Annotated in this window: 43 protein-coding genes; 41 read left to right on the forward strand and 2 right to left on the reverse strand. The window is 56.2% G+C overall.

Annotation, left to right across the window (positions count from 1 at the left end):
* Nucleotides 1-96 precede the first annotated feature (96 nt).
* From rpsJ to ACFOTD_RS30505, 38 genes are all read left to right on the forward strand, one after another.
* Nucleotides 97-405: a 30S ribosomal protein S10 gene (gene rpsJ / locus ACFOTD_RS30320; RefSeq protein WP_027087350.1), complete on the forward strand. Its 309-nt coding sequence runs from the start codon at nucleotides 97-99 to the stop codon at nucleotides 403-405.
* Between the two features lie 56 nt (nucleotides 406-461).
* Complete coding sequence (gene rplC, locus ACFOTD_RS30325) at nucleotides 462-1,082, forward strand: 50S ribosomal protein L3 (protein WP_090117916.1); 621 nt, start codon at nucleotides 462-464, stop codon at nucleotides 1,080-1,082.
* 30 nt (nucleotides 1,083-1,112) lie between these two features.
* A complete protein-coding gene (gene rplD, locus ACFOTD_RS30330) occupies nucleotides 1,113-1,736 on the forward strand; it encodes a 50S ribosomal protein L4 (protein WP_378123697.1) in 624 nt (207 codons plus the stop codon).
* A complete protein-coding gene (gene rplW / locus ACFOTD_RS30335; RefSeq protein ID WP_090117914.1) occupies nucleotides 1,736-2,029 on the forward strand; it encodes a 50S ribosomal protein L23 in 294 nt (97 codons plus the stop codon). The genes rplD and rplW overlap by 1 nt, the downstream gene beginning before the upstream one ends.
* Nucleotides 2,030-2,058: 29 nt before the next feature.
* Nucleotides 2,059-2,886: a 50S ribosomal protein L2 gene (gene rplB / locus ACFOTD_RS30340; RefSeq protein WP_378123698.1), complete on the forward strand. Its 828-nt coding sequence runs from the start codon at nucleotides 2,059-2,061 to the stop codon at nucleotides 2,884-2,886.
* A gap of 37 nt (nucleotides 2,887-2,923) precedes the next feature.
* Nucleotides 2,924-3,205, forward strand: coding sequence for a 30S ribosomal protein S19 (gene rpsS, locus ACFOTD_RS30345; protein WP_271754045.1), 282 nt, complete (start codon nucleotides 2,924-2,926; stop codon nucleotides 3,203-3,205).
* A 52-nt stretch (nucleotides 3,206-3,257) separates the two neighbouring features.
* Complete coding sequence (gene rplV, locus ACFOTD_RS30350; protein ID WP_090117911.1) at nucleotides 3,258-3,596, forward strand: 50S ribosomal protein L22; 339 nt, start codon at nucleotides 3,258-3,260, stop codon at nucleotides 3,594-3,596.
* A 13-nt stretch (nucleotides 3,597-3,609) separates the two neighbouring features.
* Nucleotides 3,610-4,278, forward strand: coding sequence for a 30S ribosomal protein S3 (rpsC, locus tag ACFOTD_RS30355; RefSeq protein ID WP_090117910.1), 669 nt, complete (start codon nucleotides 3,610-3,612; stop codon nucleotides 4,276-4,278).
* Between the two features lie 2 nt (nucleotides 4,279-4,280).
* Nucleotides 4,281-4,718, forward strand: a complete 438-nt coding sequence (gene rplP / locus ACFOTD_RS30360) for a 50S ribosomal protein L16 (RefSeq protein WP_282906475.1) — start codon at nucleotides 4,281-4,283, stop codon at nucleotides 4,716-4,718.
* A complete protein-coding gene (gene rpmC / locus ACFOTD_RS30365; protein ID WP_090117908.1) occupies nucleotides 4,705-4,905 on the forward strand; it encodes a 50S ribosomal protein L29 in 201 nt (66 codons plus the stop codon). Before rplP ends, rpmC begins: the two co-directional genes overlap by 14 nt.
* Before the next feature lie 43 nt (nucleotides 4,906-4,948).
* Nucleotides 4,949-5,212 (forward strand): 30S ribosomal protein S17, encoded by a 264-nt coding sequence (rpsQ, locus tag ACFOTD_RS30370; RefSeq protein WP_282906476.1) that lies wholly within the window; start codon nucleotides 4,949-4,951, stop codon nucleotides 5,210-5,212.
* 36 nt (nucleotides 5,213-5,248) lie between these two features.
* Entirely contained in the window at nucleotides 5,249-5,617 is a 369-nt protein-coding gene (rplN, locus tag ACFOTD_RS30375; protein WP_090117906.1) for a 50S ribosomal protein L14, read from the forward strand.
* 42 nt (nucleotides 5,618-5,659) lie between these two features.
* Nucleotides 5,660-6,013 carry a 50S ribosomal protein L24 gene (gene rplX / locus ACFOTD_RS30380; protein ID WP_090117905.1) on the forward strand — a complete coding sequence of 118 codons (354 nt, stop codon included), beginning with the start codon at nucleotides 5,660-5,662 and terminating at the stop codon, nucleotides 6,011-6,013.
* Between the two features lie 35 nt (nucleotides 6,014-6,048).
* On the forward strand, nucleotides 6,049-6,591 hold the full coding sequence (rplE, locus tag ACFOTD_RS30385; protein WP_282906477.1) for a 50S ribosomal protein L5: 543 nt from the start codon (nucleotides 6,049-6,051) through the stop codon (nucleotides 6,589-6,591).
* A 56-nt stretch (nucleotides 6,592-6,647) separates the two neighbouring features.
* A complete protein-coding gene (locus ACFOTD_RS30390; protein ID WP_090117903.1) occupies nucleotides 6,648-6,833 on the forward strand; it encodes a type Z 30S ribosomal protein S14 in 186 nt (61 codons plus the stop codon).
* A 30-nt stretch (nucleotides 6,834-6,863) separates the two neighbouring features.
* Nucleotides 6,864-7,262, forward strand: coding sequence for a 30S ribosomal protein S8 (gene rpsH, locus ACFOTD_RS30395; protein WP_090117902.1), 399 nt, complete (start codon nucleotides 6,864-6,866; stop codon nucleotides 7,260-7,262).
* Between the two features lie 29 nt (nucleotides 7,263-7,291).
* Nucleotides 7,292-7,834 carry a 50S ribosomal protein L6 gene (gene rplF, locus ACFOTD_RS30400; RefSeq protein WP_378123700.1) on the forward strand — a complete coding sequence of 181 codons (543 nt, stop codon included), beginning with the start codon at nucleotides 7,292-7,294 and terminating at the stop codon, nucleotides 7,832-7,834.
* Nucleotides 7,835-7,941: 107 nt separating this feature from the next.
* The gene (rplR, locus tag ACFOTD_RS30405) at nucleotides 7,942-8,307 is read left to right on the forward strand and encodes a 50S ribosomal protein L18 (protein WP_378123701.1); all 366 of its coding nucleotides are present in this window, start codon (nucleotides 7,942-7,944) and stop codon (nucleotides 8,305-8,307) included.
* Between the two features lie 27 nt (nucleotides 8,308-8,334).
* On the forward strand, nucleotides 8,335-8,832 hold the full coding sequence (gene rpsE / locus ACFOTD_RS30410; RefSeq protein WP_277533317.1) for a 30S ribosomal protein S5: 498 nt from the start codon (nucleotides 8,335-8,337) through the stop codon (nucleotides 8,830-8,832).
* 12 nt (nucleotides 8,833-8,844) lie between these two features.
* On the forward strand, nucleotides 8,845-9,024 hold the full coding sequence (gene rpmD, locus ACFOTD_RS30415) for a 50S ribosomal protein L30 (protein WP_090117898.1): 180 nt from the start codon (nucleotides 8,845-8,847) through the stop codon (nucleotides 9,022-9,024).
* A 50-nt stretch (nucleotides 9,025-9,074) separates the two neighbouring features.
* Nucleotides 9,075-9,518, forward strand: coding sequence for a 50S ribosomal protein L15 (rplO, locus tag ACFOTD_RS30420; protein WP_090117897.1), 444 nt, complete (start codon nucleotides 9,075-9,077; stop codon nucleotides 9,516-9,518).
* On the forward strand, nucleotides 9,518-10,816 hold the full coding sequence (gene secY, locus ACFOTD_RS30425; protein ID WP_378123702.1) for a preprotein translocase subunit SecY: 1,299 nt from the start codon (nucleotides 9,518-9,520) through the stop codon (nucleotides 10,814-10,816). The genes rplO and secY overlap by 1 nt, the downstream gene beginning before the upstream one ends.
* Nucleotides 10,817-10,853: 37 nt before the next feature.
* Nucleotides 10,854-11,498 (forward strand): adenylate kinase, encoded by a 645-nt coding sequence (locus tag ACFOTD_RS30430; protein ID WP_271754058.1) that lies wholly within the window; start codon nucleotides 10,854-10,856, stop codon nucleotides 11,496-11,498.
* A 6-nt stretch (nucleotides 11,499-11,504) separates the two neighbouring features.
* Nucleotides 11,505-12,257, forward strand: a complete 753-nt coding sequence (gene map, locus ACFOTD_RS30435) for a type I methionyl aminopeptidase (RefSeq protein WP_378123703.1) — start codon at nucleotides 11,505-11,507, stop codon at nucleotides 12,255-12,257.
* 9 nt (nucleotides 12,258-12,266) lie between these two features.
* Complete coding sequence (locus tag ACFOTD_RS30440) at nucleotides 12,267-12,575, forward strand: hypothetical protein (protein ID WP_378123704.1); 309 nt, start codon at nucleotides 12,267-12,269, stop codon at nucleotides 12,573-12,575.
* Nucleotides 12,576-12,577: 2 nt separating this feature from the next.
* Nucleotides 12,578-12,793, forward strand: a complete 216-nt coding sequence (gene infA, locus ACFOTD_RS30445) for a translation initiation factor IF-1 (RefSeq protein WP_090117962.1) — start codon at nucleotides 12,578-12,580, stop codon at nucleotides 12,791-12,793.
* An 87-nt stretch (nucleotides 12,794-12,880) separates the two neighbouring features.
* Nucleotides 12,881-12,994: a 50S ribosomal protein L36 gene (gene rpmJ, locus ACFOTD_RS30450; protein WP_003333770.1), complete on the forward strand. Its 114-nt coding sequence runs from the start codon at nucleotides 12,881-12,883 to the stop codon at nucleotides 12,992-12,994.
* Between the two features lie 19 nt (nucleotides 12,995-13,013).
* Nucleotides 13,014-13,382, forward strand: a complete 369-nt coding sequence (gene rpsM / locus ACFOTD_RS30455) for a 30S ribosomal protein S13 (protein WP_271754066.1) — start codon at nucleotides 13,014-13,016, stop codon at nucleotides 13,380-13,382.
* 19 nt (nucleotides 13,383-13,401) lie between these two features.
* Nucleotides 13,402-13,800 (forward strand): 30S ribosomal protein S11, encoded by a 399-nt coding sequence (gene rpsK / locus ACFOTD_RS30460; protein ID WP_378123705.1) that lies wholly within the window; start codon nucleotides 13,402-13,404, stop codon nucleotides 13,798-13,800.
* A gap of 187 nt (nucleotides 13,801-13,987) precedes the next feature.
* The gene (locus ACFOTD_RS30465; protein WP_271754068.1) at nucleotides 13,988-14,932 is read left to right on the forward strand and encodes a DNA-directed RNA polymerase subunit alpha; all 945 of its coding nucleotides are present in this window, start codon (nucleotides 13,988-13,990) and stop codon (nucleotides 14,930-14,932) included.
* A 44-nt stretch (nucleotides 14,933-14,976) separates the two neighbouring features.
* On the forward strand, nucleotides 14,977-15,342 hold the full coding sequence (gene rplQ / locus ACFOTD_RS30470; RefSeq protein WP_090117889.1) for a 50S ribosomal protein L17: 366 nt from the start codon (nucleotides 14,977-14,979) through the stop codon (nucleotides 15,340-15,342).
* A gap of 223 nt (nucleotides 15,343-15,565) precedes the next feature.
* Nucleotides 15,566-16,369 (forward strand): tRNA pseudouridine(38-40) synthase TruA, encoded by an 804-nt coding sequence (gene truA / locus ACFOTD_RS30475; protein WP_378123706.1) that lies wholly within the window; start codon nucleotides 15,566-15,568, stop codon nucleotides 16,367-16,369.
* Between the two features lie 254 nt (nucleotides 16,370-16,623).
* The gene (rplM, locus tag ACFOTD_RS30480; RefSeq protein WP_378123707.1) at nucleotides 16,624-17,061 is read left to right on the forward strand and encodes a 50S ribosomal protein L13; all 438 of its coding nucleotides are present in this window, start codon (nucleotides 16,624-16,626) and stop codon (nucleotides 17,059-17,061) included.
* A gap of 20 nt (nucleotides 17,062-17,081) precedes the next feature.
* Nucleotides 17,082-17,474 (forward strand): 30S ribosomal protein S9, encoded by a 393-nt coding sequence (rpsI, locus tag ACFOTD_RS30485; RefSeq protein ID WP_217597898.1) that lies wholly within the window; start codon nucleotides 17,082-17,084, stop codon nucleotides 17,472-17,474.
* Nucleotides 17,475-17,625: 151 nt separating this feature from the next.
* Nucleotides 17,626-18,318 (forward strand): phosphoadenylyl-sulfate reductase, encoded by a 693-nt coding sequence (locus tag ACFOTD_RS30490; protein WP_378123708.1) that lies wholly within the window; start codon nucleotides 17,626-17,628, stop codon nucleotides 18,316-18,318.
* Between the two features lie 30 nt (nucleotides 18,319-18,348).
* Nucleotides 18,349-19,527, forward strand: a complete 1,179-nt coding sequence (gene sat / locus ACFOTD_RS30495) for a sulfate adenylyltransferase (protein ID WP_378123709.1) — start codon at nucleotides 18,349-18,351, stop codon at nucleotides 19,525-19,527.
* A 70-nt stretch (nucleotides 19,528-19,597) separates the two neighbouring features.
* A complete protein-coding gene (gene cwlD, locus ACFOTD_RS30500; RefSeq protein WP_378123710.1) occupies nucleotides 19,598-20,404 on the forward strand; it encodes an N-acetylmuramoyl-L-alanine amidase CwlD in 807 nt (268 codons plus the stop codon).
* 112 nt (nucleotides 20,405-20,516) lie between these two features.
* Nucleotides 20,517-21,641, forward strand: coding sequence for a P-loop NTPase (locus ACFOTD_RS30505; protein ID WP_378123711.1), 1,125 nt, complete (start codon nucleotides 20,517-20,519; stop codon nucleotides 21,639-21,641).
* Between the two features lie 57 nt (nucleotides 21,642-21,698).
* Here the strand turns inward: ACFOTD_RS30505 and gerD are convergent, their stop codons facing one another.
* The gene (gene gerD / locus ACFOTD_RS30510; protein WP_378123712.1) at nucleotides 21,699-22,385 is read right to left on the reverse strand and encodes a spore germination lipoprotein GerD; all 687 of its coding nucleotides are present in this window, start codon (nucleotides 22,383-22,385) and stop codon (nucleotides 21,699-21,701) included.
* A gap of 132 nt (nucleotides 22,386-22,517) precedes the next feature.
* Between gerD and ACFOTD_RS30515 the strand changes: the two genes are divergently transcribed.
* Nucleotides 22,518-23,141, forward strand: a complete 624-nt coding sequence (locus ACFOTD_RS30515; protein ID WP_378123713.1) for a KinB-signaling pathway activation protein — start codon at nucleotides 22,518-22,520, stop codon at nucleotides 23,139-23,141.
* Nucleotides 23,142-23,155: 14 nt separating this feature from the next.
* Here the strand turns inward: ACFOTD_RS30515 and pdaB are convergent, their stop codons facing one another.
* Nucleotides 23,156-23,941, reverse strand: a complete 786-nt coding sequence (gene pdaB / locus ACFOTD_RS30520; protein WP_378123714.1) for a polysaccharide deacetylase family sporulation protein PdaB — start codon at nucleotides 23,939-23,941, stop codon at nucleotides 23,156-23,158.
* Nucleotides 23,942-24,061: 120 nt separating this feature from the next.
* Here pdaB and ACFOTD_RS30525 point away from each other — a divergent pair, with 120 nt between their 5' ends.
* The gene (locus ACFOTD_RS30525; protein ID WP_378123715.1) at nucleotides 24,062-24,670 is read left to right on the forward strand and encodes a stage II sporulation protein M; all 609 of its coding nucleotides are present in this window, start codon (nucleotides 24,062-24,064) and stop codon (nucleotides 24,668-24,670) included.
* Nucleotides 24,671-24,784: 114 nt separating this feature from the next.
* The gene (locus tag ACFOTD_RS30530; protein WP_217597906.1) at nucleotides 24,785-25,009 is read left to right on the forward strand and encodes a hypothetical protein; all 225 of its coding nucleotides are present in this window, start codon (nucleotides 24,785-24,787) and stop codon (nucleotides 25,007-25,009) included.
* Nucleotides 25,010-25,363 lie beyond the last annotated feature (354 nt).

Raw genomic sequence — 25,363 nt, forward strand, 5'->3', positions numbered from 1 at the left:
CCCCTTTGCCATAGGGCGGCTGAGCGGTGAATGTCGGGGTATTCTCGCGGAGTATGTCCGATTCCAAAATTGGGCGAATGAAGGAGGGAATTTTCTATGGCAAAGCAAAAAATCCGTATCCGTTTGAAAGCCTACGACCACCGCATTCTTGATCAATCCGCGGAGAAGATCGTAGAAACGGCAAAGCGCACGGGTGCCGGCGTATCCGGTCCGATCCCGCTGCCGACCGAAAAGCAGATCATCACGATCCTGCGCGCGGTCCACAAGTACAAGGATTCGCGTGAGCAGTTCGAAATGCGTACGCACAAGCGCCTGATCGACATCGTCAATCCGACGCCGCAAACGGTCGACGCGCTGATGCGTCTGGACCTGCCGTCCGGCGTTGACATCGAGATCAAGCTGTAATAAGCACGACAAAGACTTATCCAGATGTGAATAAGAAGTAGAAGAGAGGTGTCAACATGCCAGGAATCTTGGGACGTAAGCTCGGTATGACGCAAGTGTTCGCGGCTGACGGAAGCGTCGTGCCGGTCACTGTCATCGAAGCAACGCCAAACGTCGTGCTGCAGAAGAAAACTTCCGACAACGACGGATACGAAGCTGTGCAACTCGGCTTTGCCGACAAGCGCGAAAAGCTCGCAAACAAGCCGGAAACGGGCCATGCAAAGAAGGCCGGTACGGCGCCCAAGCGCTTCATCCGCGAAGTTAGCGGATCTTCGGAACTCGAAGTCGGCGCTGAAGTTAAAGTTGACGTATTTGCCGAAGGGCAGTTTGTTGACGTAACGGGTATTTCGAAGGGTAAGGGAACTGCAGGCGCCATCAAGCGTTGGGGCTTCCAACGCGGCAAGATGACGCACGGTTCGAAGTACCACCGCGGTAACGGCTCGCTTGCTACGATCCGCGACGCAAACCGCGTACCGAAGGGCAAGAAAATGCACGGCCGTCTCGGCTCCGAGACGATCACGGTTCAAAACCTTGAAGTCGTCAAGATCGACGTTGAACGCAACGTTATCCTGATCAAGGGTTCCGTGCCGGGCGCTCGCAACAGCTACCTCAAACTCCGCTCGTCGGTGAAGAAATAATCCGATTCAACAAGAAAGGAGGACTACCACATGCCTAAAGTATCTGTATACAACGTGAGCGGCAGCGCGGTCGGCGAGATCGAATTGTCGGACCTGATCTTCGGCGTTAACCCGAATGCATCGGTCATGCACAGCGCGGTCGTGCTTCAACAAGCAGCCGTGCGCCAAGGCACTCACAAGACTAAAGGACGCTCCGAAGTACGCGGGGGCGGCCGCAAGCCATGGAAGCAAAAGGGTACCGGCCGCGCTCGTCAGGGCTCGATCCGCTCCCCGCAATGGAAGGGCGGCGGCGTTGTCTTTGGACCGACTCCGCGCAGCTACGGCTTCAAACTTCCTCGCAAGGTTCGCCGTCTGGCGATCAAGTCCGCGCTGTCCAGCAAAGTCATCGCCAGCGACATCATCGTCCTGGACCAACTGAGCCTGGCATCGCCTAAGACGAAGGAATTCAAAGGCATTCTGAACAACCTCAAGGTCGGTCGCAAAGCGCTCGTCGTCACTGCCGATTATGAGAATAATGTGGCCCTGTCCGCACGCAACATTCCTGGCGTCAAGTTCGTCTCCGCCAACGGAATCAACGTGCTCGATGTTCTTGTCCATGACAAGTTGATCATCACGAAGGACGCGGTCGCTAAAGTCGAGGAGGTATTCGCGTAATGAAAGACCCTCGCGATATTATCAAGCGCCCCGTCATCACGGAACGCACGAGCGAATTCATCGATCAGCTGAAGTACGTCTTCGAAGTCGACCTTCGCACGAACAAGACGGAAATCAAGCAAGCGATCGAAGCGATCTTTAAGGTGAAGGTCGTCAGCGTCAACACGATGCGCGTACCGCCGAAGCCGCGCCGCTACGGCCGTCACTCGGGCTACACTTCCGAATGGAAGAAGGCCATCGTGCAGCTGTCCGCGGACAGCAAGCCGCTCGAATTTTTCGAAGCATCGGTCTAACATCTTCGTAAAGTAAGGAGGGAAACCAAGTGCCAGTCAAAAAGTTTAATCCGACATCGCCAAGCCGTCGTGAGATGACGATGTCTACGTTCGAGGAAGTCACCACGAACGTACCGGAGAAATCCTTGCTTGCACCGCTGTCGAAGCGCGGCGGTCGTAACCACCAAGGTAAGATTACGGTTCGTCACCAAGGCGGCGGACACAAGCGCAAGTATCGTATCATCGATTTCAAGCGTAACAAGGACGGCGTACCGGGCAAGGTCGCTCAGATCGAGTACGATCCGAACCGTACCTCTTATATCGCTCTGATCCACTACCTGGATGGCGCAAAGAGCTACATCGTCGCTCCGAAAGGCTTGAAAGTCGGCGATCAAATCGTATCCGGCGCTGACGCCGACATCAAAGTGGGCAATGCCCTTCCGCTGGAGAACATCCCGGTCGGTACGGTTATCCACAACATCGAGCTGAAGCCAGGCAAGGGCGGACAACTCGTTCGCGCTGCAGGCACCGAAGCTCAACTGCTGGGTAAGGAAGAGACTTACGTCACGATCCGCCTGGCATCCGGCGAGATTCGCCGCATCCTGAAGCAGTGCCGCGCTACGATCGGATCCGTGGGCAACCAAGACCACGAGCTGATCAACATCGGTAAAGCCGGCCGCTCCCGCAACCTCGGCAAACGCCCGGTTGTCCGCGGTGTCGTCATGAACCCGGTCGATCACCCGCACGGCGGTGGCGAAGGCCGCGCTCCAATCGGCCGCAAGTCTCCTCTGTCCCCTTGGGGCAAGCCGACGCTCGGTTACAAGACGCGCAAGAAGAAGAAGGCCTCGAGCCAATACATCGTACGCCGCCGCAAGTAAAGGCGAGTCCATTCCGGGCTGAAGGGAGGATTTACCCATGGGTCGCAGCTTAAAGAAAGGCCCGTTCATCGACGGCTATCTGCTTAAGAAAGTCGAAGTGCTGAACGAGTCCAGCAAGAAAGTCGTCATCAAGACGTGGTCGCGTCGCTCGACGATTTTCCCGCAATTCGTAGGTCATACGTTCGCCGTCTACGATGGCCGCAAGCATGTGCCGGTATACGTATCGGAAGACATGGTCGGTCACAAGCTTGGTGAATTCGCGCCTACGCGCACGTACAAAGGCCATACCGCCGATGACAAGAAGACCGGCAAACGATAAATCCTAAGCGCCGGCTTCGTCCGGCGAACGCAACACGGGAGGAGGTACATCGATGGCACAAGAAGCCAAGGCCGTAGCGCGATACATTCGTATCCCGGCCCGCAAAGTCCGTCTGGTCGCAGATCTGATCCGCGGCAAGAAGGTAGGCGACGCAATCGCCATTCTGCGCCACACGCCGCGTTCGGCTTCCCCGATCCTGGAGAAGCTCCTGAACTCCGCAGTGGCTAACGCAGAGCACAACTATCAGCTCGACGTCAACAAGCTGGTTATCAGCGAAGCATTCGTCAACGAAGGTCCGACCCTCAAACGGTTCCAACCCCGTTCGCAGGGCCGCGCGTTCAGCATCTTCAAGCGCTCCAGCCACATCACGCTGGTCGTATCCGAGAAATAAGGAGGGATAACGTGTGGGTCAGAAAGTAAATCCGGTCGGTCTTCGTATCGGCGTCATCCGCGATTGGGAATCCAAGTGGTACGCCGACAAGGATTTCGGCACGCTTCTTATGGAAGATGTCAAAATCCGCGAATTCCTCAAGGCCAAGCTTAAGGACGCATCCGTATCGCGCTTCGAGATCGAACGCGCCGCGAACCGCGTCAACGTCACGATTCATACTGCCAAGCCGGGCATGGTCATCGGCAAGGGCGGTTCCGAAGTAGAAGTTATCCGTGGTCAGCTGACGAAGCTGACGAACGGCAAGAAGGTACACATCAACATCTCCGAGATCAAGACTCCGGAAATGGATGCCATCCTCGTCGCCGAGAGCATCGCGCAACAACTCGAACGTCGTATCTCGTTCCGCCGCGCCATGAAGCAATCGATGCAGCGCACGCTGCGCATGGGCGCTAAGGGCATCAAAACCCTCGTAAGCGGACGTCTGGGCGGCGCCGAAATCGCACGTACGGAAGGCTACAGCGAAGGAACGGTTCCGCTTCACACGCTGCGCGCCGACATCGACTATGGTACGGCTGAAGCGCACACGACCTACGGTCGTATCGGCGTCAAAGTCTGGATCTACCGCGGCGAAGTCCTTCCAGCCAAGAAGAAGAGAGTAGTAGCTGAGGAAGGAGGCAACTAAGCATGTTGGTCCCTAAACGCGTCAAACACCGCAAGCAGCACCGCGGGAAGATGAAGGGCCGTGCCAAAGGCGGCACGGAAGTAAGCTTCGGCGAATTCGGCTTGCAAGCATTGGAGCCTTCGTGGGTTACGAACCGCCAGATCGAATCTGCGCGTATCGCAATGACCCGCTATATCAAGCGTGGCGGTAAGGTATGGATCAAGATCTTCCCGTCCAAGCCGATTACTCAAAAGCCTCTCGAGGTGCGGATGGGTAGCGGTAAAGGTAACGTCGAGAAGTGGGTTGCCGTCGTGAAGCCGGGCAAGATTTTGTTCGAGCTCGCAGGCGTCTCCGAGGAAATCGCACGCGAAGCGATGCGTCTGGCTGCTCACAAGCTGCCGATCAAGACGAAGTTCGTGAAACGCGAAGAACTGGGTGGTGAAGCAAATGAAGGCCAGTGAATTCCGTAACCTTACTTCGGTCGAAATCGAACAGAAGGTTTCCGGCTTCAAGGAAGAGCTGTTCAACCTTCGTTTCCAACTGGCTACCGGCCAACTGGACAACCCGCATCGCATCAGCGAACTGCGGAAAGAGATTGCCCGGGCCAAAACCATTTTGCGCGAGCGTGAACTGGGTATCATCAGCTAATTGCTGATTCGAGCCCAAGACGCCTCCGGGAAGGAGTATTACCATGAGCGAACGCAACAACCGTAAGGTTCAGATCGGCAAAGTCGTTAGCGACAAGATGGACAAAACGATCGTAGTGGCTGTCGAAACGCACAAGAAGCACAGCCTGTACCATAAGCGGATCAAGTACACGAAGAAATTCAAAGCGCACGACGAGAACAACGAAGCACAAATCGGCGACACCGTGAAGATCATGGAGACCCGCAAGCTGTCCAAGGACAAGAACTGGCGCCTGGTCGAAGTTACCGAGAAAGCCGTTATTCTGTAAGAACCGCCACCTTAGCACCGAAAGGAGGACCTCACGATGATTCAACCGTTTACGAGATTGCGCGTTGCCGACAACTCCGGCGCGAAGGAACTGATGTGTATCCGCGTGCTTGGAGGCACGGGACGTCGCGTCGGTCACATCGGCGATCTGATCGTCGCTTCCGTCAAACAAGCAACACCAGGCGGCGTTGTCAAGAAGGGCGATGTCGTTAAATGCGTAATCGTCCGTACGAAGCGTTCGGTACGCCGTAAAGACGGCTCCTACATCGCGTTCGACGAGAACGCAGCCGTTATCGTCAAGGAAGACAAGAGCCCGCGCGGTACCCGTATCTTCGGGCCAGTCGCACGTGAGCTTCGCGAACGTGATTTCATGAAAATCATTTCTCTGGCACCGGAAGTGCTTTAATCCGGCCGATGTCCATGGAGAAACACTCAAGGAGGTGTACCCATGCCCCGTTTGAAAAAAGTGCTGGAATCGCACAACAATAAGCTTCACGTCAAAAAAGACGATAACGTCATCGTCATCACCGGCAAGGACAAGGGCAAGAAGGGGCGCGTAATCGCCGCTTACCCGCGTCAAAACCGCGTTCTGATCGAAGGCGTCAACCTGGTGAAGAAGCATACGCGTCCTTCCCAGACGAACCCGCAAGGCGGCATCATCGAGCAGGAAGCGCCGATTCACGTATCCAACGTCATGCACGTTGATCCGAAGAGCGGCAAGCCTACGCGTATCGGCTACAAGGTGCTGGACAACGGCACGAAAGTCCGCGTCGCGAAGAAGTCCGGCCAAGAAATCGACTAATACGATCCCTGAAAGAAAGGAGGTCACTGTGACACATGGCAGCAAGAATGAAGGAACGTTACAACGCTGAAATCGCGCCTGCACTGGTGCAGAAGTTCAGCTACAAATCGGTCATGCAAGTGCCGAAGATCGAGAAGATCGTCATCAACATGGGCGTCGGCGAAGCGGTCTCGAACTCCAAGGTTCTGGATGCGGCAGTCGAAGATCTGCAAAAGATCGCCGGTCAAAAGCCGGTCATCACCCGTGCGAAGAAGTCCATCGCAGGCTTCCGTCTCCGTGAAAACGCGCCGATCGGCGTGAAGGTCACGCTGCGCGGCGACCGCATGTACTACTTCCTCGACAAGTTGTTCAACATCTCGCTTCCTCGCGTACGTGACTTCCGCGGCATCTCGAGCAAATCGTTCGACGGTCGCGGCAACTACACGCTCGGCTTGAAGGAGCAACTGATCTTCCCCGAGATCGAATACGACAAGATCGATAAGGTCCGCGGGATGGACATCGTCATCGTCACGACGGCGAATACGGACGAAGAAGCGCGCGAACTGCTGACCCAACTGGGCGCACCGTTCGTGAAGTAACTCCGCCAAGCCTGGCTATCCAAGCCAAGGTACCCTACGGGAGGTGTGAAAGCAAAGTGGCAAAAACGTCGATGAAAATCAAGCAGCAACGTCCGCCGAAGTTCCAAGTTCGGGCTTACACGCGGTGCGAGCGCTGCGGACGTCCGCACTCCGTGCTGCAAAAGTTTAAAATTTGCCGGATTTGTTTCCGCGAATTGGCATACAAAGGCCAGATTCCTGGCGTTAAAAAAGCGAGCTGGTAATCAGCCTAGTTCGGGAAGGAGGTTTACCCCATGGTTATGTCTGATCCCATTGCAGATATGCTGACGCGCATTCGCAACGCGAATCTCGTCCGCCACGAATCGGTGGAACTGCCTGCGTCTACGGTCAAAAAGCAAATTGCTGAGATCCTGAAGCGCGAAGGCTTTATCCGCGACGCCGAATACGTTGAAGACAACAAGCAAGGTTTGATCCGCATCTTCTTGAAGTACGGACCGAACAACGAGCGCGTCATCACGGGCCTGAAGCGTATCAGCAAGCCCGGCCTGCGCGTTTACACGAAGTCGAACGAAGTACCGCGCGTACTCGGCGGCCTCGGCATCGCGATCATCTCGACGTCCAAAGGCATCATCACCGACAAGGAAGCCCGTCAAGGGAAAGCCGGCGGCGAAGTCCTTTGCTACGTCTGGTAATTTAAAGCGACAAGTTAGGAGGTGTACCAATGTCCCGTATCGGACGCAAACCCATCCAGGTGCCAAACGGCGTGAACGTGAACCTGGACAACAACGTCATCACGGTCAAGGGCCCCAAGGGCACGCTGAGCCGCACACTGCATAAAGACATGAAGCTGGTTGTCGAAGAAGGCGTCATCAACGTCGAACGTCCTACCGACAACAAAGAACACCGCGCCCTGCACGGCACGACGCGCTCCGTCGTCGCCAACATGGTAAGCGGCGTTACCGAAGGCTTCGCCAAGAACCTTGAGCTTGTCGGCGTCGGTTACCGTGCCAGCAAGCAAGGCGAGAAGCTCGTCCTGAACGTCGGCAAATCGCATCCGGTCGAGTTCGTCGCTGCTAGCGGCATCGAATTCGAAGTGCCTGCTCAGAACCGTATCACGGTTCGCGGCATCGACAAGGAAGCGGTCGGCGCGATTGCAGCGAAGATTCGCGAAGTACGTCCGCCTGAGCCATACAAGGGCAAAGGCATCAAGTACGAAGGCGAACGCATTATCCGCAAGGAAGGCAAAGCCGGCAAGAAGAAGTAATGAAAGGCGGCATCGCGCCGCTTAAGATATGGCACTCGGCCGGCACACGGCGATCCGTTGCCTGATGACCGGTCGGATAGCGAAGCGAGAAGGGAGTGAACCCCGGAATGATTACCAAAGGCGATAAGAACAAGGCCCGTCTGAAGCGTCACCTGCGCGTGCGCAAGAAGATCAGCGGCACGAACGAACGTCCGCGCCTCTCCGTGTTCCGTTCTTCCAAGCATATCTATGCGCAGCTGATCGACGACGTCAAGGGCGTGACCCTGGCATCGGCATCCACGCTGGATAAGGAAATCGGCGAGATCGGCAACGGCGGCAGCGTTGAAGCGGCTGCTAAAGTCGGTCAACTGGTTGCAGAACGCGCTAAGGCGAAGGGATACGAGGTCATCGTATTCGACCGCGGCGGTTACCTGTACCACGGACGCATTCAAGCACTGGCGGACGCGGCTCGCGAAGCCGGTCTTCAGTTCTAATATTACGCAAACAAGGAGGTTAACGACTTGCGTGTAGATCCTAATTCCCTGGAACTTACCGAAAAAATGGTCCAGATCAACCGCGTTTCCAAAGTCGTCAAGGGCGGCCGTCGCTTTAGCTTCAGCGCACTTGTCGTCGTAGGCGACGGCAAAGGTTGGGTTGGCGCGGGCATCGGCAAAGCCAGCGAAGTGCCAGACGCAATCCGCAAAGGCGTCGATGACGCTAAGAAGAACTTGATTTTCATTCCGCTTGTCGGCAAAACGATTCCGCACGCCGTTACGGGTCACTTCGGCGCCGGCAAAGTGCTGCTGAAGCCGGCATCCGAAGGTACGGGCGTCATCGCGGGCGGTCCTGTCCGCGCTGTACTCGAACTGGCCGGCGTCGGCGATATTTTGACGAAATCGCTGGGTTCCTCCAACTCGATGAACATGATCAACGCGACGTTGGAAGGTCTGTCCCGCCTGAAGCGCGCCGAAGACGTAGCCAAGCTCCGCGGCAAAACCGTGGAAGAGCTGTTGGGTTAAGGAGGGGTTAAAATGGCGAAATTGCAGATCACCCTCAAGCGCAGCTTGATCGGCCGTCCTGAGAACCAACGCCAAACCGTCAAATCGCTGGGCCTCGGCAAAGTGAACTCGACGGTCGTTAAAGAAGACAACGCGGCGATTCGCGGCATGGTTAACACTGTTAGCCACCTGATCACCGTCGAAGAAGTATAAGGCTATATAGCCAATAGCAAGGCAAATCAATCAAGGAGGTGCGACGAACGATGAAATTGCATGAACTTTCTCCTGCAACTGGATCCAAGTTCAGCCGCAAACGCGTCGGTCGCGGCATCGGTAGCGGCATGGGCAAGACGTCCACGCGCGGCCATAAAGGCCAGAACGCCCGTTCCGGCGGCGGCGTACGCCCCGGCTTCGAAGGCGGTCAAAACCCGTTGTACCGCAGACTTCCGAAGCGCGGCTTCAACAACGACCGTTTTGCTACGGAATACGCGATTGTTAACCTGGATCAACTGAGCGGATTCGCAGCCGGCACGGAAGTAACGCCGGAACTGCTGCTTTCCGAAGGGATCGTAAAGAACCCTAAGGACGGCATTAAGATTCTGGGCAACGGCGAGCTGACTGCAGCTATCTCCGTAAAAGCCCACAAGTTCTCCAAATCCGCTGCTGAAAAAATCCAGGCCGCCGGCGGTAACTCCGAGGTGATCTAATGTTCGCTACCGTGAGCAACATCTGGAAGGTCGAGGACCTTCGCAAGAGGATCCTATTCACGCTTTTCATACTGCTCGTCTATCGCGTCGGCTCCTTTGTCCCGGTGCCGAACATCGACAAGAGCGTGCTGGAACAGGCCAATCAGCAAGGCAACGAGCTGTTCGGCCTGCTCAATACGTTCTCGGGCGGCGCGCTTTTCCAATTCTCTATCTTCGCGCTCGGGATCATGCCGTATATCACGGCATCGATCATCGTGCAGCTCCTCTCCATGGATGTTATTCCAAAGCTTGCGGAGTGGGCGAAAGAAGGCGAGATCGGTAAGCGCAAGTCGGCGCAGTTGACCCGTTACCTAACGATTGTCCTCGGTTTGATCCAAGCTTTCGCGACCTCGATCGGCTTTAACCGTATCTATAGCGCGAAGATGGTCATCGATCCGTCGCCGGCGACCTATATCTTGATCGCCATCGTGCTTACGGCCGGTACGGCCTTCCTGATGTGGCTCGGCGAGCAGATCAACGAGAAGGGCATCGGCAACGGCATTTCAATCCTGATGTTCGCGGCGATCGTCTCCCGAATTCCGACGTATATCCAAGAGATCTATCAGGACCAATTCGTGAACGGCGACCAGATCTTCTGGGCCGTCCTGAAGATGGTCATCATCCTGATCGTAATCCTGTTGATCATCGTCGGCGTTATCTTCGTCCAGCAGGGCGTTCGCAAGATTCCGGTCCAATACGCCAAGCGCGTAGTCGGCCAGAAGATGTATGGCGGCCAATCGACGCATATCCCGCTCAAGGTTAACGGCGCGGGCGTCATCCCCGTCATCTTCGCTTCTTCGCTCCTGATGTTCCCGATCACGATCGCCCAATTCTGGGCCGGTCACACTTGGGCCAACTGGATCATCAACAACCTGTACTACAACAAGCCGCTCGGTATGGTATTCTATATCTTGCTGATTGTTGGGTTCACCTTCTTCTACACGTTCGTGCAGTTCAATCCGCAACAGCTCGCGGACAACATGAAGAAGAACGGCGGCTACATCCCAGGCATTCGTCCGGGCAAGCCGACGGCAGGCTACCTGATGAGAGTCATTACCCGCATCACCCTCGCCGGGGCGCTGTTCCTGGCTGTCATCTCGATCCTTCCCGTCATCTTCGGTTCTGCCTTCGGTCTTCCGAAGTCGGTTCAGTTGGGCGGCACGTCGCTGCTGATCGTTATCGGCGTCGCGCTTGAGACGATGAAGCAGGTCGAGAGCAACCTGATCAAGCGTCACTACAAGGGGTTCATCAATAAGTAAGCTGCTTCAAAATGAGGGACATTCAGGAGGTACGGCAATGAACATCCTGTTTATGGGTCCTCCTGGGGCCGGCAAAGGCACGCAGGCGGAACGCATCGTCGATTCGTTCGGCGTGCCGCACATCTCGACCGGCGACGCATTCCGTCTGGCGATGAAGGAAGGCACCGCGCTTGGCGTCGAAGCCAAGAAGTACGTGGACCAAGGCCTTCTCGTCCCGGACGAAGTCACCAACGGCATCGTCAAGGACCGACTGTCCCTGGCCGACTGCGACAAGGGATTCCTGCTCGACGGCTTCCCCCGCACGCTGGCGCAGGCCGAAGCGCTTGACGAGATTCTCGCCGGACTCGGCAAGAAGATCGATCATGTCGTGAACCTGAAGGTTGATCGCGATCGTCTGCTCGCGCGCCTGACGGGCAGACGGATCTGCCGGACCTGCGGCGCTACGTATCACGTTCTGTTCAATCCGCCCAAAGTCGAGGGCGTCTGCGACAAGGATGGCGGAGAGCTGTACCAGCGCTCCGACGATACGGAGGAGAAGGTCGGCACCCGGCTGGATGAATACACGAGCAAGACGGCTCCGCTGCTTGCCTACTATGAAGGCAAAGGGCTGCTCCGAGAAGTGGACGGGGAGAAGGACATCGACGCGGTTACGGCCGATATTTCCTCCCTCCTCAGAGGGTAACCGGCCATGATCGTATGCAAGTCCGAATCGGAACTGAACTTGATGAGACGGGCCGGAGAGATCGTCGCCAAGACGCATCAGCTGATGAAAGAAGCTGTGCGTCCGGGCGTGACGACCGCCGAGCTTGACCGGATCGCCGACACGTACATCCGCAGCCAGGACGCGGTTCCGTCTTTCAAAGGCTATAACGGTTTTCCATCCAGCATTTGCGCATCGGTCAACGAAGAACTGGTGCACGGCTTTCCCGGTCCCCGGGTGCTTCAAGAGGGCGATATCATCAGCATCGACATCGGCGCGCAGTACAAAGGCTACCACGGCGATTCCGCCTGGACCTACGGCGTCGGCACCATCTCCGCGGACGCCCAGCGTCTGCTCGAGGTGACCGAAGCCTCACTGTATGCAGGCCTTGCGCTTGTGAAGCCCGATGTCAGGCTGTTCACGGTGTCACACGGCATCCAGAAGGTGATCGAAGAGGCGGGCATGTCGGTCGTGCGGGAATACGTCGGACACGGCGTTGGACGCGAACTTCACGAAGAGCCGCAGATTCCCAACTACGGCGTGCCCGACAGAGGGCCCCGTCTGAAGCCGGGCATGGTGCTCGCCATCGAACCGATGGTGAACCTGGGCTCGCGCTACGTGCGGACCCTCTCGGACAACTGGACGGTCGTGACGGTGGACGGCTCGCTGTGCGCGCACTTTGAGCACACCATCGCCGTAACCGAGGACGGGTTCGAGATTCTGACCCGTGCGGAAGACTAGGCGACAGCCATGACGGAGACGCCATCGCTGTCGCCCGGGGAAGTCGTGAGGAGCCGCCGCGGCAAAGACGAAGGTCAGCTCGCGGTGGTCATCGCCGTGGCCGACGAACGATTCGCGATCGTCGCGGATGGCGACAAGCGCCGGTTCGACCGGCCGAAGCGCAAAAACGTGCTGCATCTCGAATCGGTCGGCATCGTGAGCGACGAAGTCGCAAGCAGCATTCGGGACACCGGACGCGTGACCAACGGCAAGCTTAAGCATGCCGTCGTCATTGCCATGAGGCGGCTCGAAGCGCATGCTGAAGAGAAAGGAGAATGACGGTGGCCAAAGAGGACGTAATCGAAGTGGAAGGCGTGGTCGTCGAACCGCTGCCGAACGCAATGTTCAGGGTGAAGCTCGAGAACGGCCATGAGATTCTGGCTCATGTCTCCGGCAAGCTGCGGATGCACTTTATCCGGATCCTGACTGGCGACAAGGTCGTGATCCAGCTCTCGCCGTATGATCTAACGCGAGGCCGCATCACTTACCGCAAATAGTTCTTCCGGTCTACCGAACCACACGTGACGGCAGCATGACGCGCATAGGCGCATCAGCGCCGCCGCACACTTTAGGAGGCTATTACCATGAAGGTGAGACCATCGGTCAAACCCATTTGCGAAAAATGCAAAGTTATTCGCCGCAAGGGTAACGTAATGGTTATCTGCGAAAATCCGAAGCACAAACAAAAACAAGGCTAAGAGGAGGTGCTCCTAACATATGGCACGTATTAGTGGTGTTGACCTCCCGCGCGACAAGCGCGTGGAAATCGCCCTGACGTACATCTTCGGGATCGGCAAGACGACGTCCCAGAAGCTTCTTGCTACGGCAGAAATCAACCCCGACACTCGCGTACGCGATCTGACCGAAGACGAGCTCGCTCGTCTGCGCGAAGCGATCGACAAGACGCAAAAGGTCGAGGGCGACCTGCGCCGCGAGATCGCGCTGAACATCAAGCGCCTGATCGAAATCGGCTGCTACCGCGGTGTCCGTCACCGTCGCGGCCTGCCTGTCCGCGGCCAACGTACGAAAACGAACGCCCGCACGCGCAAAGGTCCGCGTCGTACGGTAGCGAACAAGAAGAAGTAAGAAGGGAGGATAAATCAGCATGGCACAAAAAGGCAAGAAGGTTGTCCGCACGAAACGCCGCGATCGGAAAAACGTCGAGACCGGCGTTGCGCACGTTCGCTCGACGTTCAACAACACGATCGTTACGATCACGGATCCGCACGGCAACGCGATTTCCTGGGCCAGCTCCGGCAACATGGGCTTCAAAGGCTCGCGTAAGAGCACGCCTTTCGCTGCACAAATGGCTGCCGAAACTGCTGCCCGCGCCGCGATGGAACACGGCATGCGCGCTGTCGAAGTCATGGTCAAGGGTCCTGGCGCCGGCCGCGAAGCCGCGATCCGTTCCCTGCAAGCTGCAGGTCTTGAAGTCAGCATGATCAAAGACGTAACGCCGATCCCTCACAACGGCTGCCGTCCTCCGAAGCGTCGCCGCGTATAATATGCGCCACTATGTGGTATCAAACAAAAACAACTTGTGAATAATGGTTGTAATGGTTAGGCATACTACATGGTTTGCCCAATTCGGTTATACTGGTTGAGGGACTGTACGTCATCCCGGATGACCGGACGGGGCGAACAAACGGCAACGTCAGCAACGCAGCGACGTTTTGAAGGAGGGTTTGGTTGTGATTGTGATCGAGAAGCCAAAGATCGAATCGGTGGAGATTCAAGAAGACAAGAGGTACGGACGCTTCGTGGTAGAACCGCTCGAACGCGGCTATGGCATGACGCTCGGCAACTCCCTTCGCCGGATTCTGCTGTCGTCTCTGCCAGGCGCCGCCGTCATATCGGTTCAGATCGATGGCGTGCTTCATGAATTCTCCACCATTCCTGGCGTGATTGAGGACGTCACCGAGATCATCCTCAATCTCAAGCGTCTCTCCCTGAAGATTCATTCGGATGAGGAGAAGGTGCTGGAGATTGATGCTGAAGGCGAGGGCATCATCACGGCTGGAGACATTCGGGCAGATAGCGACGTGGAGATCCTTAATCCGGATCTGCATATCGCCACGCTGGCTTCCGGTGCGCGTCTTCACATGCGCATCTTCGCCAGACAGGGACGCGGCTACGTCCCGGCGGATCGCAACAAGAAGGAAGATCAGCCGATCGGGGTCATTCCGATCGATTCGATCTACACGCCGATTACCCGCGTTAACTACAAGGTCGAGAATACTCGCGTCGGTCAAGTAACCAACTACGACAAGCTCACGCTTGAAGTATGGACCGACGGCAGCATCCGGCCCGAAGAAGCGGTCAGTCTGGGCGCCAAGATCCTGACGGATCACTTGTCGCTGTTCGTCGGCCTTACGGACGAAGCCAAGGATACCGAGACGATGAAGGAGAAGGAAGAGGACAAGAAGGAGAAAGTGCTCGAGATGACCATCGAAGAGCTCGATCTCTCCGTTCGTTCCTACAACTGCCTGAAGCGCGCCGGTATCAACACAGTTCAAGAGCTGATCACCAAGACCGAAGAAGACATGATGAAGGTCCGCAACCTGGGCCGCAAGTCTTTGGAGGAAGTACAGGAGAAGCTCGAAGAACTCGGTCTCGGTCTTCGCTTCGAAGAATAGAAGACCTGACAAGACCGCATCAAGCGACAAGGAGGGAATAACAGATGGCATACCAGAAACTGAGTCGTGATTCGAGCTCGCGGAAGGCGCTCTTCCGTGACCTGGTCACCGACCTGTTCCTTTACGAACGTATCCAAACGACGGAAGCGAAAGCGAAAGAAGTTCGCTCCATCGCCGAGAAGCTGATCACGCTGGCTAAGCGCGGCGATCTGCACGCGCGTCGTCAAGTGGCGGCATTCGTGCGTCGCGAGACGCTGAACGGCGAGCAGGACGCGATCCAAAAGCTGTTCTCCGATCTCGCGCCGCGTTACGCGGAGCGCGCAGGCGGATACACGCGCATCCTGAAGCTCGGACCTCGCCGGGGCGATTCGGCTCCAATGGTGTATCTCGAGCTCGTCGACCGCGCTTAAATCCCGCGGATCCAGCGCATCGGTTTCGACCTCTCCCAAGACGAGAAGCCGTTGCGCGGGCGTTAACGGTTTCGCCCTCCTTCGGGAGGCGCGCGTCCGTTCACGCGGAGGAATTCCAAGCTCAACTAGCCTACGGCGAACAGGGCTTTGAATTCAAAAAAGGATGGACCGAATGCTACCCTTTCGGCACATCCTTTTTTTGTGCCACAAGGAGGAATGGCGCATGCGCAACATCGCGCTTCTCTTGAGCTACGACGGCACGGGCTACTATGGTTTCCAGAGCCAGCCCGGCGGCAATACGGTGCAGGACAAGATGGAAGAGGCGATTCGTATGCTCTCCGGCGAGCGCGTCAAGCTGACCGGCTCGGGTCGCACCGATGCCGGCGTACACGCGCTCGGACAGGTCGCTAATTTTCAGACGACGTCAAGCATTCCGGCCGAACGCTGGGCGATCGCGCTGAATTCCCGGCTGCCGGACGATATCGTCGTGCACGCGGCCGTCGAGGTCGACACGGATTTTCACGCCAGACGCTGCGCCGTGGGCAAGACCTACCGCTACTCGATCAATTCCTTCCGTTTCCCGGACGTATTCGCCCGGCAGCGCGTCTTCCATCATCCGGCACCGCTTAACTTTGCCGCGATGCGCGAGGGGCTGACGCATTTGCTGGGCGAGCACGATTTTACGTCCTTCACTTCGCCGCTATCCACCAAGCCGCATCATGTACGTACGCTTTACGAAGCTTCCTTGCATGTGGATTCGGCTTCTAATGGCAGCGAGGCGGCGGGAAGAGGTATCGCGCATATTACCGTTACGGGGAACGGTTTTCTATATAACATGGTGCGCATCATAACCGGGACGATTCTGCAGGTCGGGGAAGGCAAGCGGAAGCCGGAAGAAATCGCCGACATTCTCGCCGCCAAGAACCGGGCAAGGAGCGGTCCGACGGCCGTACCATACGGTCTAACGATGTGCAGCGTGGCGTATGGACCCGAGTGGGGATTGAACTGGCAGCCGCCTTATAATTAATACGTTAAAATGCATGAATTAGTATTGCGGCGCCCAAGGATATCATGTACAATAGTCATTGTGTGTTCTTCATGGCTTCCCACGGCCCCGATGAAGAATACGCAAAGCGGCCGGTCGCGCGCCGCGCGTTCTCTTTCCCGAAGATGGAGGCGCAGAAGCGGACAATCGCAACTTACGCATTTCCCGACTGATACGCAATCGACGAGGCCTATAGGCCGATCACGGATAAGAGCAGGATTGAAGGAGGAAGTAACATGCGCACAACGTACATGGCGAAGACGAACGAAGTTGAACGCAAGTGGCATGTCATCGACGCTGAAGGCAAGACGCTGGGTCGTCTGGCTACCGAAGCTGCAGCGCTGATCCGCGGCAAGCACAAGCCGGAATTCACGCCGCATGTCGATACGGGCGATTTCGTCATCGTCATCAACGCGGAGAAGATTGTCCTCACGGGCAAGAAGCTTCAACAAAAGAAATACTACACGCACTCGCACTACCCGGGCGGTCTTAAGACGACGACGGCTGGCGATATGATCGCCAAGAAGCCGGCTCGCATCATCGAGCTTGCCGTTTACGGCATGCTGCCGAAGAACAAGCTCGGCCATCAGCTTCAAACGAAGCTGAAGGTATACGCTGGCGCTGAGCATCCGCACCAAGCACAACAACCTGAAGTTTACGAACTTCGCGGTTAATCGAGAGGGAGGACCTACCAATGGCTCAAGTGCAATATATCGGAACTGGCCGACGCAAGCATTCGGTAGCGCGCGTACGTCTCGTGCCCGGCGAAGGCCGCATCGTGATTAACAAGCGCGACATCAACGAGTACTTCGGTCTGGAGACGCTCAAGCTGATCGTTAAGCAACCGCTGAACCTGACCGAGACCGCTGGCAAGTACGACATCATCGTACTGGCTAACGGCGGCGGAATCGCAGGCCAAGCAGGCGCGATCCGTCACGGCATTTCCCGTGCTCTTCTGAAGGCTGATCCGGAGCTTCGCGGCTCCTTGAAGAAAGCCGGATTCCTGACGCGCGATCCGCGTATGAAGGAACGTAAGAAGTACGGACTCAAGGCTGCACGCCGTGCGCCTCAGTTCTCCAAGCGTTAATCTATGTTCTCGAGCCTCGACGGCATCTTCGGACGACGTCGGGGCTTTTTTATGCCGATTTTATTCTTGTATATTCCGATCAGGAAGCGTATAATTTTTTAGACTAAAGCATCGAATTGCATCACCTACTTGTCAACAGGGGGTAGTGAAAATGAATTTGCTTGAAAAAGAAGCGCTGATCCGCGAAAAAGCGGAAGAATTCGAGCATGCTTCTCCAGAGACCGTTATCCGTTGGGCAGTTGAGACGTTCCCTAACATTACGTTTGCCTGCAGCTTCGGCGCAGAGGACGTCGTGCTAGTCGATATGCTTCAGAAAATCAGCCCCAAAACCGATATTTTTTACCTGGATACCGACTTCCACTTCAAAGAAACGTACGAGACCCGCGACAAACTCGCGGCTTATTATAACCTGGAGTTCGTTCGCGTCAGCCCGCTCATTACGCCTGAAGATCAAGCTGCACAGCACGGCCCCGAGCTTTGGAAGGCTGATGCCAATGCGTGCTGCAATATTCGCAAGGTCGAGCCCCTGACCCGTATTTTGGGCCAATACGAAGCATGGATCACCGGCATTCGCCGCGATCAAGCGCCGACGCGCGCCAACGCGAAGAAGGTCGAATACGACACCAAATTTGGCTTGGTCAAGTTCAACCCGATCGCGTCCTGGACGAACGATGACGTATGGAACTACATTCGTTCCAACAACATTATTTATAACGCGCTTCACGACAACTATTATCCGAGCATCGGTTGCGAGTATTGCACGCGCCAAGTCATGCCGGGCGAAGATCCGCGCGCTGGACGTTGGGCAGGTCAAGAGAAGACCGAGTGCGGTCTGCACAAATAAGCGGCCTTACGAGAGGAGCAGCTACATCTAATGAGTACGATTCAGCCGCATGGCGGCACTTTGATCAACCGCGTGCTTGAAGGAGCCGCCAGAGACGAACTATTGGCTCAAGCGAGCGGCTTCAAGTCGATTAAGGTCAACGCATGGACGATCTCGGACCTTGATCTCATCGGCGTCGGCGCTTTTAGCCCGCTGACAGGTTTTCTTAACGAGCAGGACTACAAGAGCGTCGTCGACAGCATGCGTCTGGCAAACGGCACGGTATGGAGCATTCCGATCACGCTTACGGTTACCGAAGAGCAGGCGGCCGGTCTGGCTATCGGCGATCGCGCGGCGCTCGTAGGCGAACAGGATGGCGTCGTATACGGCGTCGTCGATATCGAGAGCCTCTACACGCCGGATAAGAAGCATGAGGCCGTACAAGTATTCAAGACGGACGATCTGGAGCATCCCGGCGTCGTCAAGCTGATGGAACGTCCGAACGTCTACGTTGGCGGACCGGTACAGGTGCTGAACCGTCCGCAACCGGAGAAATTCGGCGAATATTACTTCGACCCGGCCGAGACCCGTCGGATCTTCGCGGAAAAGGGCTGGCGCACGGTTGTCGGCTTCCAGACGCGCAATCCGGTTCATCGCGCGCACGAATATATTCAGAAGTGTGCGATGGAGATCGTAGACGCGCTCTTCCTGAACCCGCTCGTAGGCGAAACGAAATCCGACGACGTGCCTGCTAACGTCCGCATGCATTCCTATGTGGCTTTGCTTGAGAATTATTACCCGAAGGATCGCGTATTCCTCGGCGTATTCCCGGCGGCGATGCGTTATGCAGGTCCTCGCGAAGCCATTTTCCATGCGATGGTCCGCAAGAATTACGGTTGCTCCCACTTTATCGTTGGCCGCGACCATGCGGGCGTAGGCGATTACTACGGCACGTACGAGGCGCAGGATCTGCTCAAGACCTTTTCGGCGGACGAGCTGGGCATTACGCCGCTGTACTTTGAGCACAGCTTCTTCTGCAAGAAGTGCGGCAACATGGCTTCGAGCAAAACCTGCCCGCACGGCAAGGAAGAACATCTGACGCTGTCCGGCACGAAGGTGCGCGCGCTGCTGCGCGACGGCATCTGCCCGCCGCCTGAGTTTTCTAGACCCGAGGTTGCCAAGATCCTGATCGAAGGCATGTCGGCATCCGCCGAGACGGCCGCCCGTTAAGGACGATCATAAATAACCACCCTGTCCCATAAGATGTAGCGTACATCAAATGGACAGGGTGGTTTTTATTATGCGGCAGAACGAGCGGCAGCATCATTCGGGCAGCAGGCATTCAAAAAGAATCATTGTCTGGGTTACCCGCAAGGGAGCGGTCCGCCTCGCGGCCGTGGCAGGGCTTGTCGCGCTTCTCAGCGCGCTGCTATGGGCGGAGATCCCCGCGTTGGAGACGGGCGGCCAGAGCTATCTAAAGACGCCGCTCACAGGCAAAACGATCGTGCTGGATGCAGGACACGGTGGCGTGGACGGGGGCGCGGTGAGCCGCGACGGCGTGATTGAAAAAGATATCAATATGGCGCTCGTGCTCCAATTGCGCGATTACTTGCAACAGGCGGGAGCCATCGTTTATTTAACGCGCGAGGGCGATCATGACCTGGCGGACTCGGACGTTAAGGGATATTCCAAGCGCAAAACCCAGGACTTGCTCAACCGGACCGCATTCATAACCGGCAAACGTCCGGACATCGCGCTTACGATTCATATGAACAGCGTACCTTCGGCCAAATGGTCCGGCGCTCAGACGTTTTATTACCCTTCCAACACGGAAGGAGGACGTCTCGCGACGCTGGTGCAAGCCGAGATCCGGGAGTCCGTGGGCAATACGAACCGCGTAGCGCTTACCAAGGATAACGTTTACCTGTTAAAAGCGTTGAAGATGCCGACGGCGCTCGTCGAGGTCGGATTCCTGTCCAATCCAGGCGAATCGCGGCTGCTTGCAGGCGAAGGTTATCAAACGAAAGTAGCGGCTGCCCTCTATAGAGGCATACTCCGATACGCAGAAGGCGAGGGGAATTCGCCCGCACCTAAAGTTATCAAATAGTCATCGGCTTGGAGACTTCGCCCCTTGCCTGTCCGACACAGTTTCGCCTGACGCGATTGTGCTATAATAGACACTTAAGATAATGCGCAACGGTTGGAGGTTGGAAACGCGAATGGCAACGAGAGAAGAAGTGATCGAGGCGCTAAAGGGGCTTGAAGAGCCGACCTTGAAGCAGCCTCTTGCTCGCTTGGGATTGCTTAGAGATATCGTCGTCCGCGACACCGGCATCTCGCTGACGGCCGTGCTCCATCCCGACAGCGTCGCTGCTGCGTCGCGACTCGAAGCCGAGATCGCGACGGCTTTGACCGCCATCCATACGGGCAAGCCCCATGTGCGAATTCGGCCGATGACGGAGCATGAGCAGGGCGAGGCGCAATCGCGCCGCGAAGGCGGGCAAACCGAGGCTGCGGCAGCGGCCGGTACGAAAAAAGAGGCTGCGCCGGTCAAAGGACACAGCGCAGGCTTGGAACAACATCCGCTGCTTAGCCCGGAGAGCGAGGTTGTATCGATCGCGATTGCGAGCGGCAAGGGCGGCGTAGGCAAGTCCACGGTGACGGTGAACCTGGCTGTCGCGTTGGCACGGCGCGGCAAGCGAGTCGGATTGATCGACGGCGATATATACGGTTTTAGCGTGCCGGACATGATGGGGATCGAAGAACGGCCGGAGCAGGTCGGCGACAAGATTATGCCGATCGAGCGGTTCGGCGTCAAGGTCATCTCGATGGGCTTCTTTGTCGAAGACAACAGCCCGATCGTCTGGCGCGGCCCGATGCTCGGCAGGATGCTTCGCAACTTTTTTGCAGATATCGCTTGGGGCGAGCTCGATTACCTGCTGCTCGACCTGCCGCCGGGCACAGGCGACATCGCGCTGGACGTGCATCAGATGCTGCCGAAAAGCAAAGAGATCATCGTGACGACGCCGCATGCGACCGCTGCCTTCGTCGCTGCGCGGGCCGGCGCGATGGCGATCAAGACCGAGCACGAGATCCTCGGCGTCGTCGAGAACATGGCTTGGTACGAAAAAAACGGCGAGCGGGATTACGTGTTCGGAAGAGGAGGCGGCGGCATGCTGGCCGATACGCTCCATACGTCGCTGCTCGCACAATTTCCGTTAGGGGCGCCTGATAATCACCCTTCGGAGCCCGATTATTCGCCTTCCGTATACAAGGCCGACCATCCGACAGGGCTCGAATACCTGGCGCTCGCGGATGAAGTCGTCGCCCGCTGCGGCAAATAAGACGAACAAAGCAACCGCCGGCGCACATGCGCCGGCGGTTGTTGTTCTTTTTGTCCGCTATTGCCCGCCGCCACCGCCGCCGGACTGCTGGTCGCCGCTTCCGCCGCCGCTTTGACCTCCGCTTTCGCCGCCGCCGCTTCCGGATTCACCTTTAGATTGCTCGGGCTTCGGCGTCAGCTCTTCCTTCACGACGTCTTGCAAGATCTTCATGAGCTCCAGCTTGAACACCGGATTCTGGATCGCTTCGCTGACCGCGCTCATCATCTGCTTCCGATATTCGGCCGTCTTGGTCGTTTCGAATAACACTGTTTTCATGTCCCCGGTTTTAAACACATTCACGAGTTCTTGCTGATAAGTCGGATCCTTGAGCAAATCCTTATGGATCTGCTTGTTGTCCTTGCTGACAGCCTTGGCGAACTCGCCCGCGAACTTGGTGTCGGTCATAATTTCGCGTAGCACCTTCGAATAATTGGAAGAGGTCAGCACGTCCTTCACGGCCGTCCGAATCTGTTCTTGGTCGGAGGGGGTCAAGGATTGCGCGTGCAGCGAGCTGGTTCCGTACTTTTCCGTCGATGCCTTGTCCAGTGCTTCTTGCGCTTCCTGGGAGCCCAGGATGTCGATCACCATCGATTTGACGTCTTTATAGCTCATCTGCTCGCTGCTGGCGCTGGATTCCGGACCGCAGGAAGAGAGCAGGATGACGGCCGTCAGGGCAAGGCCGGTACACCACAAGCGAAGCCGCATAATGCGATCATCACCCTTTCCGGGAATTTGATCGTAGTATGCGACTTCGGCGGGTCGATTATAAGGAAGACTTCATGGCTTTTTGGGACGGACATGGTAAAATGTTTTTGTACTGACGGGGGAGGAATACAATTGAATTTGCGTAAATGGATGACCTTGTTCGGCACGACGATTCTCATCGGCGGCGGGGCCGCTTTGATTACCGGCGTGATCATGATGGTATGCGATCCGAACTTTCAAATCGGAGGCGCAAAAGGCTGGACGTTTAACGTGATTATGATGGCGCTGGCGGGCCTTTCGTTCGGCGCGTTCGCGCATATGGGCTTTTTTGCGTACCTGATGCTGAATTACATTGCCCGAAGCATTATTAAGCGTCCGTACCTGTGGGTAGCGCTTCAAGGCTTTGTCGCGTTATTCGTGCTGGCGGAGATTGTTTACTGGACGCACGATAGCGAGTTTCCGCCCAACGCTTTTTGGATCGTGCCGCTGCTGCTGCTGATCGGTGCGCTTGCAGTCGCCTTGCGCAAGGTGAAGGAGACGACGGCCGGCGCCTGGATTCCGACTTTGTTTTTCATGATTGCCGTAACGACGATAGAAGGCTTGCCCGGATTTCGGTCAGGCGGACTCTGGACGCAACTGACGTTTACGCTCGTTCCGATTTTCGTGTGCAACGCTTATCAGATTCTGCGCTTGCACCATATTTTGAGCGTCCCGCGCGCGGCGCAGAAGCTTGAAGCCGGAGCGGGCAGCCACTAGCGTTTAGTCGGCAATCAAGCGACTTGGTTCCATGTTTGCTTGTCCTGGACGGTTTGCCCTTTGGTGTCGGTTTGACTCATTAATTGGGACACGGTCACGAATTCATAGCCTTTGGCGCGGAGCTGATCGATGATTTGCGGCAGCGCTTCGTGCGTTTGCAGGCAAGAATCGCTCGCATGCAGTAAAATGATATCTCCGGGATGAGCCTTGGTCACCACGCGTTGCACGATTGCGTTTACGCCGGGGTTTTTCCAATCGAGCGAGTCCGTATCCCACTGAATGACCTTATAGTTCAAGTCCTCCGCGATGCTTAATACCCGTTTATCGAAATCGCCGTTCGGCATCCGGATCAGGTTCGGGCTTTTGCCGGTTTGATCGGAGAGCATGCCGTGGGCCGTCTGGATCTGTTTGCGAATTTCATCGTCGCTCAATTGGCTGTAGTTCACGTGCTTATGGCCGTGGCTGCCGATCTCGTAGCCGCCGTCCACGATGTTCTGTACGATGTCCGGATGCGTCTTGCTCCAGGGCGAGGACAGGAAAAACGTTACGTTCTTCACGTTCTTCTCTTTTAGAATGTCCAAAATTGGCTGCGCTCTTTTATCGCCCCAACTGATATCGAAGGTCAACGCGACGACCTTGCGGTCCGTCGGTACGCTATATACGGCTGCCGGCGGATGCGGGGCGAATACGCTGATGTTGTCCCTTTCCGTCCAGATCACCCCCGCAGACAGCAATACGGCGAGCGTGAGAAAAAAGTACCGCTTGATGCGGCGGCCGCTCCATACGAAAAAGTAGTTCATGATTCCGATCCCCTCTCGATTAGAAGTTAGAATAAGGCTTGGACGCTACAGCTTGTTCTAATTGCAATGTATGCTTGACCCATAGCAAGTTATGATAAGGGAGCGAAGGGGAGATTCGATTTGATCAAAAAAACGCTTCAGCAAGCGTGGACGGACGTCAAGCCTTACTTCTGGGCGGCAGCCGTCATTTTTTTTGCCAGCCTGTTCGCCGGAGCCATGTCGAATGGAGATATCGATTGGCTGGATAAGCAGCTTCAAAGCATAAGCGACATCGCAAAGAAGGCTAACGAATCGGACAATGTTAGCCTAGCGATGTTCTGGCTGATTCTCGTTAAAAATCTCTTAGCTACAGCGTTTGCTATGTACCTCGGCATTGCAGCGTGTATTATGCCTTTATTTACGCTGGCGGTAAACGGACTCGTAATGGGGTATTTGTTCGGTAAAATGGCTAATGAAGGCGTTGATCTGTGGTCGGTGATCGTGCGGGGGATACTGCCGCATGGCATTCTGGAGCTTCCGGCTATTTTTCTCGCATGCGCATACGGGATTCTGCTCGGCGTTCGCTTGATGCAGGGGATCGGACGTTCCTTGACGGGCAAAACCAAGCCTTGGGCAAGATTCGCCGAAGCGATGAAGGGCTCGGTAGCGATCTATGCCGTTGTAGCGCTAATGCTGCTCGTGGCGGCAGTCATCGAGAGCACGCTGACGCTGTATCTCGTGAAGTCCTGATTTTTTGCAGCGTACCCTGTCATAAATCAGGCTGAATTGGTGCATAACAGTAAAACGCTTAAAGGCGGACCGCCGCAACGCGATGCTGGGATTGCACAGGAGGCCAACGGTAGTATGCTGGGAATGATGTTCACCGATAAGGAATGCAGAGAGCTGGATTATATGCTTCGCAAGGAACTTGACGAGATGCTGCTCGATCTGGGCGACCGGAGAATGGAAGGCCCGGTGAAGGAAGCGATTTTCAAACGGTACAAGACGATTTTCAGAATGTACGCGAGAATCGCTGCGCCCAGAGAGCTCTCCAGGTACGCTTCGGGACTTCGCAATCAACGCTCTTGAAGCATCGCGGCACGCAGTTATAAAAGACAGAAAAAAAGCGGAATAAAAAGGTTGACGATATACGACGTAATGTGATAAATTATCTAACGCCCCTCCTGAAGGGGAGCGCGGACAAGCACTGCAGCGAAGAAGAAGAAGAGGATTTACAAATCTTACAAGTTGCAATGTCTGGGCCCGCTGTGATATATTATGAAAGTCGCCGTTACGAGGTAATATCGTAAACGACGAACGAGATTGCTCCTTGAAAACTGAACATCGAGCGTTAAAACAAACGGACGCTGAAGCCTTTCGGGGCTGAAGCAAAAGTTATACCAGCATTGAATTGAGCAAGTCGAACTACCCTTTATGGAGAGT

The sequence above is a fragment of the Cohnella sp. GCM10012308 genome, from assembly GCF_042649185.1.
Taxonomy (GTDB): Bacteria; Bacillota; Bacilli; order Paenibacillales; family Paenibacillaceae; genus Cohnella.